The organism is Oleiagrimonas sp. C23AA (assembly GCF_011759385.1).
Classification (GTDB): Bacteria; Pseudomonadota; Gammaproteobacteria; order Xanthomonadales; family Rhodanobacteraceae; genus Oleiagrimonas.
In genome coordinates this window covers 187,367-200,967 of sequence record NZ_JAARLY010000006.1, presented here as the reverse complement: position 1 = coordinate 200,967, position 13,601 = coordinate 187,367, and the positions used below count along the sequence as shown (strand labels likewise).

Below are 13,601 nucleotides of genomic sequence, written 5' to 3'. Positions count from 1 at the left end.
ATCGTTGTGGAGATGCGCATGCGTCGAATTGCCCTTGCCGTCACAGCGGCACTGGTCACGCTCCCTGCCTGGGCGGCCAAGCTCAACATGGAGCAGATCATGGCCAGCCCGGACTGGATTGGTCCTGCGGTGGAGCAGCCGCACTGGTCGGCCGATGGCCAGTCCATCTACTACTCGCTCAAGCGCGATGGCAGCCAGGTGCGCGATCTGTACCAGGTCAATCCGGCCACCGGCAAAACCATGGCGGTCAGCGATGCCAAGCGCGACACCGTCAGCGGTCCGGCCGTGTTCGATGCCAGCCACACGCATGCCGCCTACATCCGCCATGGCGATGTGTTCATCAAGACCTTGAGCTCGGGCCAGGTCATGCAGGTGACGCGCACGCCGCAGAACGAAAGTTCGCCGCAGTGGGGCGCGCGCGGCCAGAACCTGCAATACCGCGACGGCAACCAGTGGTACAGCTACAACCTGCGCGACGGTCTTGCCAGCCCGGTGGCCGAGCTCAAGAGCGCCGACAATCCCGACCAGGCCAAGCAGGACCAGCTTGAGCGCCTGCAGATGCATCTGTTCTCCACGTTGCGCGAGATCAAGCACAACGAGGATGCGCAGAAGGCGCAGGACAGCGCGCTGGACAAGGCCGACCCGACACGCTCGGCGCAGCCGTACTACCTGGGCAAGGACAGCAAGATCGTCGACACCTCGCTGTCGCCGGATGGCCGCTACATGCTGGTGGTCACCCAGTCGGCCAACTACGATGCCGGCAAGTCGCCGCAGGTCATCCATTACGTGACCCGCTCGGGCTATGTGAAGCCGGAGGATGCGCGCACCTACGTCGGACACAACGACCCGGCGCCGCAGCAGCTCAAGTTGCTGGACCTGAAGACCCATCATCAGTACAGCCTGTCGCTGGATGCCCTGCCCGGTATCCACACCGACCCGCTGGCCAAGCTGCGCGCCCAGACCCAGGCCAAGCTGCGCAAGCAGGGCCACGATGCCGAGGCCGACGCGCTGGATGCGCCCAAGACCCGTGGCGTGCGCATTGCCGAAGGCAGCGGTTACGCCACCATCGTCTGGAGTGACAACGGCGCCCAGGCCGCGGTGCAGCTGCGTGCCATCGACAACAAGGACCGCTGGTTGACCACGGTCGACTTCGCCAAGCACGCGCTTGCCGTGCAGAACCATCTGCACGACGATGCCTGGATCAGCTGGAACTTCAACGATTTCGGCTTCCTCAAGGACAACCACACGCTGTGGTTCCTGTCCGAAGTCAGCAACTTCTCGCAGCTGTACGAAAAGCCCCTGGGCGGCGCCACGCGTCAGCTGACCTCGGGCCATTTCGAAGTCAGCCATCCGCAGCTTTCACCGGACGGCAAGTGGTTCTACGTGCGTACCAACAAGGAAACGCCGTACGACTACGACATCTACCGACTGCCGGCCACCGGCGGCTCGCTCACCCGCGTGACCCACTTCCAGGCGTTGGACGGCTTTGAACTGTCGCCGGATGGCCGCCAGATCGCCGTGCTGCATTCGACGCCTTACACGCCCCCGCAGCTGGCGGTCATCAATGCCGCCGGCGGCCAGGCGCACGAGCTGACCGATACGCTCAAGCCCGGTTACAAGAAGGTGATGGACGAGTTTGTGGCGCCCAAGTACGTCAAGGTGCCGTCCAGCCATGGCGACTTCGGCATCTGGGCCAAGCTCTACCTGCCCAAAAACTTCAATCCGAACGTGAAGCATCCGGCGGCCGTTTTCGTGCACGGCGCCGGTTATCTGCAGGATGTCACCCGCGGCTGGAGCTACTACTTCCGCGAGCAGATGTTCAACGACATGCTCACGCAGGAAGGCTATGTGGTCATCGATATGGACTACCGCGCCTCGGAGGGCTACGGCCGCGACTGGCGCACCGCCATCTACCAGCACATGGGCCACCCGGAGCTTGAAGACCTGCTCGACGGCAAGGCCTACATGGTCAAGCACTACAACGTCGATCCCAAGCATGTGGGCATCTACGGCGGCTCGTACGGTGGCTTCATGACCGAAATGGCGCTGCTGCGTGCGCCGGGCCAATTTGCCGCCGGTGCGGCGTTGCGCCCGCCGTCGGACTGGACCAGCTACAACCACGAGTACACCGCCAACATCCTCAACGATCCGCAGATCGACCCGCAGGCCTACAAGGTGTCCTCGCCGATCGAGTACGCCAAGAACCTGGCCGATCCGCTGCTGATCTGCCACGGCCTGATCGACAACAACGTCATGCCCAGCGACTCGATCCGCCTGTACCAGCGCTTCATCGAGCTGCACAAGAAGAACTTCTGGATCTCGCTGTATCCGATGGAACGCCACAGCTTCCATCACGCCGATGACTGGTACGACGAGTACCGTCGCATCCACGAGCTGTTCGAGCGCTTCGTCAGCTTCAAGCCGACCGCGCACTAAGCGGCAGGCCATCGGCTCATGAAAAAGGCGGCGCCCTCGCGGGTGCCGCCTTTTTTGTTTCCCAAACATCTCACCGCAAGCGGTTACTGCACGCCGAACACCTGCTTGATCGCCGCCGGCGAGGACAGCCCCTGGATCAGGCGCAGATGCTTGGCGCTCTGGCGGTACACCACCGTCGGCGTGCCGAACGCGCCCAGGTGATGCATCAGCGCGGCATTGGCCTTGAGATCGGCGGCGATTTTCGCCGGCACGGTTTTCAGCGGCTGAATCGGGCTATGCCCCCAGGCCGCTTCATGCCGAGCCCACATCATGCCCGGGTGGTCGTGCTCGAGTATCGCTGCCGCGCGGCCCTCGCTCTTGGGCGAGATCATCGCCACCAGCACCAGGCGCAGCTGGATCTCGCCATCGCTGAGGTACGGCGTGAGTTTCTGCCACAGCTGATGGCAATAGCCGCACTCGGTATCGACAAACAGATAAATGATGCGCCGCGGCTTCTGCGCGCCAATGGCGAACCAGCGCGACTGCGCCAGCGCGCGCCAGTCGGCCGCTTTCAGGTTGGGCGAAGCAGCCTTGCGCAGCGCCTCCTGGGTCAGGTCGTTGCCATGGGCGTCGTAAAGACTGCCAATGCTGACCACCTTGCCGCCGGGCAGCAGATATACCGGCACGGGCTGGCCATCATAGTTGCCCAGAAAGCCCTGGAAACCATCCGGCGCGGCCATGCGCCCGGCAATCTTCACCCCTTTGGCAGCCAGCGCGGCCACCGGCGCCGGTAACGCCTGAGCCTTCGTCTGGCCATCGGCGGCCATCGCGGGGGCGGCCGCCATGGCCAGCCACAGCACGGCCAGCGCCGCACGCATTGCTTTGATCACGGATGCTTGCTCCTTGAAAAGGGACCACGGCCACGCGGCCCGCCCCAAAGCATGGCATGAGCGCGGCGCCTTTAGGCAAGACACGCCGTCGCAGCGCGCAAAGCGCCATGCTTGCCCCGGCAAAGGTGGCTCACGCAGGTAGCGCCTCTTCCACCGAGACACTGCCAAACGCGTGCAGGGGCGCATGGGGTCCCAGACCCCGCACGTAACGCCCCGGCGCCATGCCGAAATGCCGGCGGAACATGGCCACGAACGCGCTGACACTCTCATACCCAAGATCGATGGCGATATCACTCACGGCACGCCCTGCCGCCAGCCATTGCACGGCGCGAGTCAACCGGGCCTGCTGACGCCACTGGCCGAAACTGCAGCCGGTTTCCTGTCGAAAAAGCCGGGTCATGGTGCGTGCCGACAATCCGGCCTGCTGCGCCCAGTCATCCAGGCTGCGGTTGTCACCGGGCTCGATCAGCAAGGCCTGCGTCACACGGGCAAGGCGCCGGTCCGAAGGCATTGGCAAGCTCAGCGGCTCACTCGGTGCGCGCCGGATTTCATCCATCAATACGGCCAGCACGCGCTGTTGCTCAGGCACCAGCGCATCTTCGAACGCCCAACTGCTGGCACGGTAGACCAGCTCGCGCATCAACGGGTTGTCGCCCAGCACGCAGGGCCGCTCCGGCAGATCGCACGCCGCCTGCGGCGCCACGAACACCCCCCAGCCACGCGAAACCACATCCACCCGCACCGTATGTTCCTCGCCCGGAGGCATCCAACCCACCCGGTGGGGTGGCAGTGTCCAGTCACCGAAACGGGTACGCAGACGTACCACCCCGCTATCGATGTAGATGAACTGCCCGCGCACATGGGTGTGCCAGGGCGTCTCTTCATGCATCAGCTTTTCGTTGAATACGTGCGCAATCAGCGCCGGACCATCGGCACGCTCGATATTGGCCCATACCTGATGGTTGCCCATTGACCGGTTCTCGATACTTATTGACCTTAAGACGTTATCAGGTCACGGCAATCCTGCACTAGTCTGTGCCCCACGGTGCCAGCCGCCGCCACGCGCCTCCCTCAACCCCCGCCGCCCGGATGCCACGCGCCGCCGGGCCGCACACTGCTTGTGGAGTCCGGTATGTCCCACACACAGACATTCCATGCGCCCCGTATCACCGATGCCGGCGATGCGCTGGGTCGCTTCCTCGCCTACGCCGCGCTGATGCTCGATCCGGCCACACCCGAGCCCAAGCGCTGCCAGCTCGAACCTCGCCTGCTGGCGCTGTTGCCGGTGCTGCGCGCGCTGGGCGTGTTCGATCTTCTGAGCGTGCGCCATCCGGCGCTGCGCGCCCTGATCGAGGACGAACTGGCGCTCAAGTCCGCCTGAGCGCCCACCCGGACGCGGAACACACTGTTTTTGCAGCGCAACAATCCAAGGATATATTTGCCTTGACAATTATATTTTCGGCAATAGAATCCTTGGCCATGAACACGGAACCCTCCACCACCGCGCCGGAAGAAAGCTTCGGCGTACTGCTGTGGCTGGTGAAGCACGAGCTGGTGCGCGCCCTCGAGCGCGACCTGGCCGCCGACGGCGTCGGGCTTCGTCATACGCAGTTCCTGGTGATCAAGCGACTGGCCACGCTGGGCCCGATGAGTGCCAGCGAGCTGGCCCGTTCGCTTGAGCACGACTGCGGCGCGATGACCCGCATCCTCGACCAGCTCGAACACAAGGGTTACCTGCGCCGGCACAAGCATGCGCAGGATCGCCGCGCCCTGCGCATCGAGCTGACCGATGCCGGCGAGGCCATGTGGCGCCATCTGGACACCATCAACCAGAACCTGATCGACCGCGCACAACGCGATCTGGACCCCTCCGAGCGCAAGCGTCTGCTGGACTATCTCGGACGCGTATTGGGTGCCCTGCGTTCGGACAACACACCCCATTCCGCCTAGGCAATTCGTATGCGAACTTCCGCACTAGCACTCACTGCAGCGCTGGCCGTGGCCCTTTCCGGTTGCGCCAGCATGAACGGCCTGCACACCACCGGCTCGCTGACCGATCCGGGCCAGCTGCACGCCTCGAAGAGCCTGGCTGGCGTCACGTTGTCGCCGGCGGCCTGGCCGAGCCAGGACTGGTGGACCTCGCTGGGCGATCCGCAGCTGGACCAGCTGATCAAGGAAGCGCTGGCCAACAACCCCAGCCTGGCCGCCGCCGATGCACGCACGCAGCAGGCCCAGGCCGCCGCGCTTGAAGCCGATGCCGGTCTCAAGCCGACGGTCAACGCCGGCGCCAGCGTGGCCGGCACCTACCTTCCGACCACGGTGGTACCCGAGCCGCTTGGCGGTCACTTCGGCATCGCCAAGTACGCCTATGGCAGCTTCAGCTGGAGCCCGGACATCTGGGGCGGCAAACGCTCGGCGTATGAAGCGGCCGTGGGCCAGGTGCACGCGGCCAGGATCGATGCGCAGGCAGCCCGCCTGAAGCTCTCCGGCGCCGTGGCCAGTGCCTACGTGCAGCTGGGTTATGCGTTTCGCAGCCAAGACATCGCCGAGGATCAGCTCAAGCGCGCACAGGGCGTGCACAAGCTCACCAGCCAGCGCGTCAACGCCGGCATCGACAGCCAGCTGCAGATGAAGCAGGTACAGGCCGAAGTGGCCGCCGCGCGTCAGCAGGTGGCCGCCGCCAAGCGCGAAGTGGAAGCGGCGCGCATCGCCCTGGCCAAACTGCTGGGCAAGGGTCCGGACCGTGGCTTGTCGATCACCCGTCCGAAGCTGCTGACACCGGCCGAAGTGGCGCTGCCGTCCAAGCTGCCGGCCGACCTGCTCGGTCGCCGCCCGGACCTGGTCGCCGCGCGCTGGCGTGTCGAGGCCGCCCGTGGCCAGATCAAGACCGCCAAGACCAAATTCATGCCCAATCTGGACATCAGCGCCCTGGCCGGTTTCATCGCCATGGGTGGCGGCACCAACCTGTTCCAGATGCCGGCACGTTTCTACAACGTGGCGCCGGCGGTGAGCCTGCCGATCTTCGAAGGCGGCAAGCTGCGCGCCAACCTGAAGAACCGCGATGCTCAGTACGACGAGGCCGTGGCGCAATACAACCAGACCCTGGTCGGTGCACTCAATGACATTGCCGATGACGTCTCGGACATGCATTCGCTGAAGCAGCAGATTGCTGCCCAGCAGCAGGCCGAGGACGCCGCCAGCCAGGCCTGGCAACTGGCACAGGAGCGTTACCAGGCAGGCATCGGCAGCTACCTGCAGGCGCTGACCGTGCGCCAGCAGCTGCTGACCGCGCAGCAGCGCATGGCGAGCCTGAAGTCGCAGCAGGTCGAACGCTCCATTGCCCTTATCGAGGCACTTGGTGGCGGCTATCAGCCCAAGGCCGACGCCGCTCCCACCTCCACTTCTTCCGATCATTCCTGAGGCAGCCCCATGAGCACCGAGAACACCAACGCCTCGCCTGAAAAGAGCGAAGCCCAAACCAAGCGCGCCGGTCGTCGCAAGCTGCTGATGCGCGGTCTGCTGGTCGTGGTCGTACTGGCCGCCATCGCCTGGACCGTGTGGTACTTCGTCGAAGGCCGCTGGTACCAGGACACCGACGATGCCTACGTCGACGGCAACATCGTGCAGATCACGCCACGTATCGCCGGCACCGTGGTCAGCATCGGCGCCGAGGATGGCGACCTGGTCCACGCCGGTCAGACCCTGGTCAAGCTGGACCCCAGCGACGCCGAAGTGGCGCTGCAGCAGTCCGAGGCCAATCTGGCGCGCACCGTGCGCAATGTGCTGGGTCTGTACAACAACGTGCAGAGCGCCAAGTCCGATCTGGCCGCACGCAAGGTGGCACTGGACAAGGCCCGCGCCGACTACGAGCGCCGCAAGAACCTGGCCAAGAGCGGTGCCATTTCCAGCGAGGAACTGGCGCATGCCCGTGATGCCCTGGCCGCGGCCGAAAGCGCCATGTCCAGCGCGCAGCAGAACCTCAACACCCGCAAGGTGCTGGTCAACGACACCGTGGTCGCCTCGCACCCGGACGTGAAGGCCGCTGCCGCCAAGGTACGCAAGGCGTATCTTGATACCGCCCGCACCACCATGGTGGCGCCGGTGGACGGCTATGTGGCCAAGCGCACCGTGCAGGTCGGCCAGCGCGTGCAGCCGGGCCTGGCGCTGATGGCGGTAGTGCCGCTGCACCAGATCTGGGTCGATGCCAACTTCAAGGAAACCCAGCTCGAGCACATGCGCATCGGCCAGCCGGTGGAGCTGGAGTCGGACCTTTACGGCAGTGACGTGACCTACCACGGCAAGGTGCAGAGCCTGGGCGTGGGCACCGGCAGCGCGTTCTCCCTGCTGCCGGCGCAGAACGCCACCGGCAACTGGATCAAGATCGTGCAGCGTGTACCGGTGCGCATCGCGCTGACCCAGCCCAAGGAGCTGGACAAGCATCCGCTGCGCATTGGCCTGTCGATGACCGCCACGGTGAACCTGCACAACCAGGACGGCGCCATGCTGCCGACCACCGCGCCGACCAAGCCGCTGTTCACCACGGCCGTCTACCAGAAGCAACTGGATGCGGCCAACACGCTGATCGACAAGATCATCCACGAGAACGTGAAGGACGAAAAGCAGGCCAAGAAGCGCGCTGCCAGCAAGTCCTGATCGCCTCGCACCGGAAGAAGCTGCCGGCCGCAGGCCCCTCCCCCCACTGCGGCCCGATTCACCGGCCCGCGTTGCCACCCGACGCGGGCCGGTGCCCTTTACCCCTTCCAAGCGACTGCTGCGATGAGCACCCATTTTCGTCCCCCCAATCTGGCGCTGACCACGATCGGTCTGTCGCTGGCCACCTTCATGCAGGTGCTGGACACGACGATCGCCAACGTGTCGCTGCCGACCATTGCCGGCGACCTGGGCGTGAGCAGCGACCAGAGCACCTGGGTGATCACCTCGTTCGCGGTGGCCAACGCCATCGCCCTGCCGCTGACGGGCTTTCTGAGCCGCCGTTTTGGCGAAGTGAAGCTGTTCGTCTGGGCCACCCTGCTGTTTTCGCTGACCTCGTTCATGTGCGGCGTGGCGCAGGGCATGGGCATGCTGATTGTTTTCCGCGCCATCCAGGGCGCGGTGGCCGGCCCGATGTACCCGATCACGCAGAGCCTGCTGATCTCGATCTATCCACCGGAAAAACGCGGCCAGGCGCTGGCCTTGCTGTCGATGGTGACCGTGGTCGCGCCGATTGCCGGCCCGATTCTGGGCGGCTGGATCACCGACAACTATTCCTGGCCGTGGATCTTCTTCATCAACGTGCCGATCGGCATCTTCGCCAGCATCGTCATTGGCGCGCAGCTGGCGGCCAAGCCGGAACAGACCGAGCGTCCACGCGTGGACTATGTCGGCCTGATCACCCTGGTAGTCGGTGTCGGCGCGCTGCAGGTGGTGCTGGACAAGGGCAACGATGCCGACTGGTTCCATTCCAGCTTCATCATCGCCATGAGCATCGTCGCCGCCATCGGCCTGATCATCTTCCTGATCTGGGAGCTGACCGACGATGATCCGATCGTCGACCTGCGCCTGTTCCGGCACCGCAACTTCAGTGCCGGCACGCTGGCGCTGGTGCTGGCCTACGCCGCGTTCTTCGCCATCAACCTGCTGATTCCGCTGTGGCTGCAGCGCAACCTGGGCTACACGGCCACCTGGGCCGGCTTTGCCGCCGCGCCGCTGGGCGTGCTGCCGGTGCTGCTGACGCCGCTGGTGGGCAAGTACGCGACGCGCTTCGATCTGCGCATCCTGGCCTCGTTCGCGTTCCTGTCGATGGCCGTGACCTGCTCCATGCGCGCGCACTTCAACCTGGACGTGGACTTCTTCCACGTGGCCATGGTGCAGCTGCTGATGGGCCTTGGCATCGTGTTCTTCTTCATGCCGGTGCTGACCATTCTGCTGTCGGATCTGGAAGGGCGCGAGATTGCCTCGGGCTCGGGTGTGGCCACCTTCCTGCGCACGCTGGCCGGCAGCTTTGCCGCCTCGATCACCACTTTCATGTGGGATCACCGTTCGGTGATGCACCACGCCCAGCTGACCGAGCACATTACCCGCTACAACGTGGCCACACAGCAGTTCCTGGGTAGTGTCGGCGGTGCCGGGCACACCCAGGAAGCGGCGGCCATGCTCAACCGCATGATCACCCAGCAGGGCTATCAGATGGGCTTCAACGACATCTTCCAGGCGCTGGCGATCATCTTCCTGTTCCTGATCGGTGTGGTGTGGCTGGCCAAGCCGCCGTTCATCGCCTCGGCAGGCCCGGCCGCTTCCGGTCACTGAAGCCCGGCCCATGGCCACAAAAAAAGCCCCGTCGATCCCTCGGCGGGGCTTTTTTTTGTGCTGCAGTACCAGTGGGCTAGAAGCGTACGCCGACCAAGGCCATGGTCTCGCCCAGGTTGCGCCCGTGGAACACATGACCATTGGAGATGTGGCGCAGCATCAGCTGGTAGTGGTCGCCCTGCCAGCCCAGCGTGCTGACAAACTCGCCGGCACTGCTGAGCGCATCGGTACGGCCGTCAGCCACACCCAGCTGGAAACTGAAAAAGGCGCGCCGCCACCAGTTGACCAGGCGCACGCCTGCCGCGCCGATGTAGACGTCGTGGTCGAGGTTGTCCTCGTGGGTGTTACGGGCCTTGATCCAACCGGCGGTCGCCACCGGTTGCCAGTCGATGCCACGCCAGTCGCGGGTGTTGCCCACACCATCAATGAATACCGCGTCAGCCCAACGGGTGTCCGAGGTCATGCTGCGTCCGGCACTGAGGTCGATGTGCGCGGCCTGGGCCGAACCCGCCACCGCCATGCCCAGCACCAGCGCAGCCACGCCTCGCGTCAACAACGGATAGCGCATAGATTGCTCCCTAATTTAATTCATGAACCCCGCAGTTCATAATTATAGCGAAGCGGAAAATGCACACATTGTGAAAATTGCCGCATGATGCTCTTTCACGTGATCGACGGCGGCTCACGACGACTGATCCCTCCTCGAGAATGGATGCCGAATGCCCTCTTCCAGCCACAGTCAGCGCCTGACCGAAGGCCCCATCGCGCGCACCCTGGCGCTGTTCGCGCTGCCGATTCTGGGCTCCAGCGTGCTGCAGTCGCTGAACGCCTCGGTCAATGCGATCTGGATCGGCCATTACCTGGGCGAGGCGGCGCTGACGGCCAGCTCCAACGCCAACCTGGTGCTGTTCTTTCTGCTCGGGGTAATGTTCGGCATCGGCATGGCCAACACCATTCTGGTCGGACAGGCGATAGGCGCGCGCAACGCCGATCACACCCGGCGCGTGGTCGGCACCAGCCTGGGCTTTTTCGCCGTGTTGTCGGTGGTAATGATGGGCGCCGGCTTCTGGCTGACACCGCACATTCTGGCGGCCATGGGCACGCCGACCGATGCGCAGCCGTTGGCGGTGGCCTACCTTCGCATCATCTTCATCGCGCTGCCGTCGATGTATGTGTACAGCTTTCTGGGCATGACCCTGCGCGGCACCGGTGACTCGCGCACGCCGTTTCTTTTCATGCTGCTGTCGGTGGCCCTGGACATTGGCCTTAATCCGTTGCTGATCTTCGGCGTGGGGCCACTGCCCAAGCTGGGCATCGCCGGCTCGGCCACGGCCACCCTGATCGCGCAGAACACCGCGCTGCTGGCGCTGATCATCCATCTTTACCGGCGCAAGCATTTCCTGTGTCTGCACCGCGGCCAATGGCACTACCTGAAGCCCGATCCGGCAATCCTGCGCGCCCTGGTCGGCAAGGGCCTGCCGATGGGCCTGCAGATGGTGGTGATCTCTTCCTCGGCGCTGGTGATGATCAGTCTGGTGAACGCCTACGGCTCGCAGGTGACTGCCGCCTATGGCGCCGCTTCGCAGCTGTGGACGTATATCCAGATGCCGGCGCTGGCCATTGGTGGCGCGGTGTCCTCGATGGCGGCGCAGAACGTCGGCGCGCAGCGCTGGGATCGGGTCGGTCGCATCACCGCCATCGGGCTGGGCTACAACGTGCTTCTGACCGGCGCACTGGTGGCCGTGGTGTACCTGTTCAACCGTGGCGCGCTGGGCGTGTTCCTGCCGGGCGATGGCCAGGCGATTGCCATCGCGCAGCATCTGAACGCCATCGTGGTGTGGTCGTTCCTGTTCTTCGGCGCCAGCTTCGTGCTGTTTGGCGTGGTCCGCGCCACCGGCGCGGTGGTGCCTCCGCTGATCATCCTGGCCATCGCGCTGTGGCTGGTACGCGTGCCGTTTGCGCTGGCGCTGAATGACACCCTGGGTGCCGACGCCATCTGGTGGAGTTTTCCGCTGGGCTCACTGGTGTCACTGCTGCTGGCGGTGGCGTATTACCGCTTCGGACGCTGGCGCCAGGCGCGCATGGGCGACATGGGTGCGCCGCGCGCGCAGGCGCCCACCACCGGTGCCGGTGCCCCGGCGATCAGCGCCGCGGCTGAATAGTCCGCGCGCGTTTTTGCATCACCGTGCTCGCCGGGCCCGTCACGGCCGGCTACCATGCGGTGCCTGCCCCTGCTGCCACGAGTTTTCCGCGCATGCGCCAACTGTTGTTCCGAGTCATCGGTATTTTGCAAATTGCCGGCGGCCTGTTTGGTCTGGCCGCCATGATCCAGCGGCTGTACCCATGGGGCATGCGCGCCGATGTCATCATCGCCATTCTCGGCGCGCTGGCGTTCGGCTTCATCCTGGTCAGCGGCGTGCTGCTGATCGAGGGTCGCGAGTCGGGCGTGCGGCTGTCACGCTGGGCGCAACTGCTGCAACTGCCGCTGATCGCCACGCCATGGTTCAGCTACAGTCTGCATGCTGGCGCCTTCGCCAACGTGTTGGTGCTGGTGCACAAGCCGCTGGGCCTGGTCTACAGCTTCGGCCTGGCCGACTACCACTGGCTGGCCGCCATCGCCGGTCCCTCGACGCCGCGCATCGGCATCAACGTGGTCGCGCTGATCGCCTGGCTGGTGCTGCGTCTGCGTCGCTGAAAATGCATCAGTGGCGCGATACAACGCGCCACGCGGCCAGTACAATGGCCCGATGAACGCACCCGCTGAACTCCCCGTCGTCACCCTGACCACCGAGCGCCTGCCCGGCCACCCGTGGATCTGGTCCTCGCAGGTCCGCAAGAGCGACACGCGCCTGCCGCCCGGCACCGTGGTCGACATCGTCGATGCCAAGGGCCGCTTCGTCGGTCGCGGGTTCTGGAACGGTCACGCGCGCATCGCTTTGCGTGTACTTACCGTCGATCCGCAGCTGCCGGTCGATGCCGAACTGATCGCCGCGCGTATCGCCCAAGCCGTGGCGCTGCGCCGCGACATGCTGGACCTGGATGCCCAGTCCGACGCCTGGCGCGTGGTCAACAGCGAGGGTGATGGCCTGTCCGGCCTGGTCGTGGACCGCTATGGCGACACGCTGGTGATCGAGTATTTCGCTGCCGGCATGTGGCGCCTGCGCGACGCGATTGAGAGCGCGCTGCTGGCGCATTTTCCGGGCGCGGCACTGTACGCGTTCGCCGAGCGTCATGTGCAAAAGCAGGAGTCGTTCGACTGCCGTGCCAGCGAGCCGCCGGCGCCGGCGCGGGTGCACGAACATGGGCTGACCTTCCACGCCGCACCAGGCCTGGGCCACAAGACCGGTTTCTTTGCCGATCAACGCGACAACCGGCGCCGCTTTGCCGAGCTGGCACGCGGCCGTCGCGTGCTCGACCTGTGCTGCAACGCCGGCGGTTTCGCCGTGCACGCCATGGCCGCCGGCGCCGCCTCGGCGATCGGTGTGGATGCCGATCCGGCCATTCTGGAAGTGGCCCAGGCCAATGCCGAGGCCAATGGTGTCCAGGTCCGTTTCGAGGCGGCCGACATGTTCGATTGGCTGCGCGCGGCCATCGAGCGTGGCGAACAATTCGACGCCATCGTGCTCGACCCGCCCAAGCTCACCCGCGATCGCCGCCAGGTGACCCAGGCGCTGAAGAAATACTTCGCCATGAACCGGCTGGCGCTGGACGCACTGGCACCCGGCGGCCTGCTGCTATCGTGCTCGTGCACCGGTCTGGTCAGCACCTCGGATTTCCATGAAATGTTGCGCCGGGTGGGCCTGTCGGCCGGCCGCGATGTGCAGATTCTGGAAAGCCAGTCTGCCGGTCCGGATCACCCGGTGATGGCCAGCGTGCCGGAAGGACGCTACCTGAAAGCCGTGTTCTGCCGCGTCAGCTGAGGCCACCGTCGGCTGAACGCCGGCACGCACCAGCGCTCAGGCTTCACGAGGCATTCGCAGCCGATTCGCA

12 protein-coding genes are annotated in these 13,601 nt (G+C 65.1%); 9 read left to right on the top strand and 3 right to left on the bottom strand.

The features are described 5' to 3' along the window. Nucleotides 1-18 precede the first annotated feature (18 nt). Nucleotides 19-2,436: a prolyl oligopeptidase family serine peptidase gene (locus HBF24_RS11645; RefSeq protein ID WP_167173060.1), complete on the top strand. Its 2,418-nt coding sequence runs from the start codon at nucleotides 19-21 to the stop codon at nucleotides 2,434-2,436. Nucleotides 2,437-2,519: 83 nt separating this feature from the next. Here the strand turns inward: HBF24_RS11645 and dsbG are convergent, their stop codons facing one another. Together dsbG and HBF24_RS11635 are read right to left on the bottom strand one after the other, a co-directional pair. Then, nucleotides 2,520-3,305, bottom strand: coding sequence for a thiol:disulfide interchange protein DsbG (dsbG, locus tag HBF24_RS11640; protein ID WP_167173058.1), 786 nt, complete (start codon nucleotides 3,303-3,305; stop codon nucleotides 2,520-2,522). A gap of 130 nt (nucleotides 3,306-3,435) precedes the next feature. Continuing rightward, a complete protein-coding gene (locus HBF24_RS11635) occupies nucleotides 3,436-4,275 on the bottom strand; it encodes a helix-turn-helix transcriptional regulator (protein ID WP_167173056.1) in 840 nt (279 codons plus the stop codon). A gap of 162 nt (nucleotides 4,276-4,437) precedes the next feature. Between HBF24_RS11635 and HBF24_RS11630 the strand changes: the two genes are divergently transcribed. The 5 genes from HBF24_RS11630 to HBF24_RS11610 all read left to right on the top strand — a co-directional run bounded on the left by HBF24_RS11630 (nucleotide 4,438) and on the right by HBF24_RS11610 (nucleotide 9,611). Then, nucleotides 4,438-4,686, top strand: coding sequence for a hypothetical protein (locus tag HBF24_RS11630; RefSeq protein WP_167173054.1), 249 nt, complete (start codon nucleotides 4,438-4,440; stop codon nucleotides 4,684-4,686). 98 nt (nucleotides 4,687-4,784) lie between these two features. Then, nucleotides 4,785-5,255 carry a MarR family transcriptional regulator gene (locus tag HBF24_RS11625; RefSeq protein WP_167173052.1) on the top strand — a complete coding sequence of 157 codons (471 nt, stop codon included), beginning with the start codon at nucleotides 4,785-4,787 and terminating at the stop codon, nucleotides 5,253-5,255. 9 nt (nucleotides 5,256-5,264) lie between these two features. After that, a complete protein-coding gene (locus HBF24_RS11620) occupies nucleotides 5,265-6,725 on the top strand; it encodes an efflux transporter outer membrane subunit (RefSeq protein WP_167173050.1) in 1,461 nt (486 codons plus the stop codon). A gap of 9 nt (nucleotides 6,726-6,734) precedes the next feature. Beyond that, nucleotides 6,735-7,958 carry an efflux RND transporter periplasmic adaptor subunit gene (locus tag HBF24_RS11615; RefSeq protein WP_167173048.1) on the top strand — a complete coding sequence of 408 codons (1,224 nt, stop codon included), beginning with the start codon at nucleotides 6,735-6,737 and terminating at the stop codon, nucleotides 7,956-7,958. Nucleotides 7,959-8,081: 123 nt separating this feature from the next. After that, a complete protein-coding gene (locus HBF24_RS11610; protein WP_167173047.1) occupies nucleotides 8,082-9,611 on the top strand; it encodes a DHA2 family efflux MFS transporter permease subunit in 1,530 nt (509 codons plus the stop codon). A gap of 76 nt (nucleotides 9,612-9,687) precedes the next feature. Here HBF24_RS11610 and HBF24_RS11605 read toward each other — a convergent pair whose 3' ends face one another. Then, nucleotides 9,688-10,179: a lipid A 3-O-deacylase gene (locus HBF24_RS11605; protein WP_167173045.1), complete on the bottom strand. Its 492-nt coding sequence runs from the start codon at nucleotides 10,177-10,179 to the stop codon at nucleotides 9,688-9,690. Between the two features lie 151 nt (nucleotides 10,180-10,330). Between HBF24_RS11605 and HBF24_RS11600 the strand changes: the two genes are divergently transcribed. The 3 genes from HBF24_RS11600 (at nucleotide 10,331) to HBF24_RS11590 (ending at nucleotide 13,531) form a co-directional block, all read left to right on the top strand. Beyond that, on the top strand, nucleotides 10,331-11,773 hold the full coding sequence (locus HBF24_RS11600; protein ID WP_167173043.1) for an MATE family efflux transporter: 1,443 nt from the start codon (nucleotides 10,331-10,333) through the stop codon (nucleotides 11,771-11,773). A 92-nt stretch (nucleotides 11,774-11,865) separates the two neighbouring features. Further along, nucleotides 11,866-12,306, top strand: a complete 441-nt coding sequence (locus HBF24_RS11595; RefSeq protein ID WP_167173041.1) for a hypothetical protein — start codon at nucleotides 11,866-11,868, stop codon at nucleotides 12,304-12,306. Between the two features lie 52 nt (nucleotides 12,307-12,358). Beyond that, the gene (locus HBF24_RS11590) at nucleotides 12,359-13,531 is read left to right on the top strand and encodes a class I SAM-dependent rRNA methyltransferase (protein ID WP_167173039.1); all 1,173 of its coding nucleotides are present in this window, start codon (nucleotides 12,359-12,361) and stop codon (nucleotides 13,529-13,531) included. Nucleotides 13,532-13,601 lie beyond the last annotated feature (70 nt).

Excerpts from the sequence above, each read along its gene's own strand:
- HBF24_RS11620 (WP_167173050.1), top strand. The coding sequence starts at position 5,265 with ATGCGAACTTCCGCACTAGCACTCACTGCAGCGCTGGCCGTGGCCCTT.
- HBF24_RS11590 (WP_167173039.1), top strand. The coding sequence starts at position 12,359 with ATGAACGCACCCGCTGAACTCCCCGTCGTCACCCTGACCACCGAGCGC.
- HBF24_RS11605 (WP_167173045.1), bottom strand. The coding sequence starts at position 10,179 with ATGCGCTATCCGTTGTTGACGCGAGGCGTGGCTGCGCTGGTGCTGGGC.
- HBF24_RS11645 (WP_167173060.1), top strand. The coding sequence starts at position 19 with ATGCGTCGAATTGCCCTTGCCGTCACAGCGGCACTGGTCACGCTCCCT.
- HBF24_RS11610 (WP_167173047.1), top strand. The coding sequence starts at position 8,082 with ATGAGCACCCATTTTCGTCCCCCCAATCTGGCGCTGACCACGATCGGT.
- HBF24_RS11595 (WP_167173041.1), top strand. The coding sequence starts at position 11,866 with ATGCGCCAACTGTTGTTCCGAGTCATCGGTATTTTGCAAATTGCCGGC.
- HBF24_RS11600 (WP_167173043.1), top strand. The coding sequence starts at position 10,331 with ATGCCCTCTTCCAGCCACAGTCAGCGCCTGACCGAAGGCCCCATCGCG.
- HBF24_RS11615 (WP_167173048.1), top strand. The coding sequence starts at position 6,735 with ATGAGCACCGAGAACACCAACGCCTCGCCTGAAAAGAGCGAAGCCCAA.
- HBF24_RS11625 (WP_167173052.1), top strand. The coding sequence starts at position 4,785 with ATGAACACGGAACCCTCCACCACCGCGCCGGAAGAAAGCTTCGGCGTA.
- HBF24_RS11635 (WP_167173056.1), bottom strand. The coding sequence starts at position 4,275 with ATGGGCAACCATCAGGTATGGGCCAATATCGAGCGTGCCGATGGTCCG.
- HBF24_RS11630 (WP_167173054.1), top strand. The coding sequence starts at position 4,438 with ATGTCCCACACACAGACATTCCATGCGCCCCGTATCACCGATGCCGGC.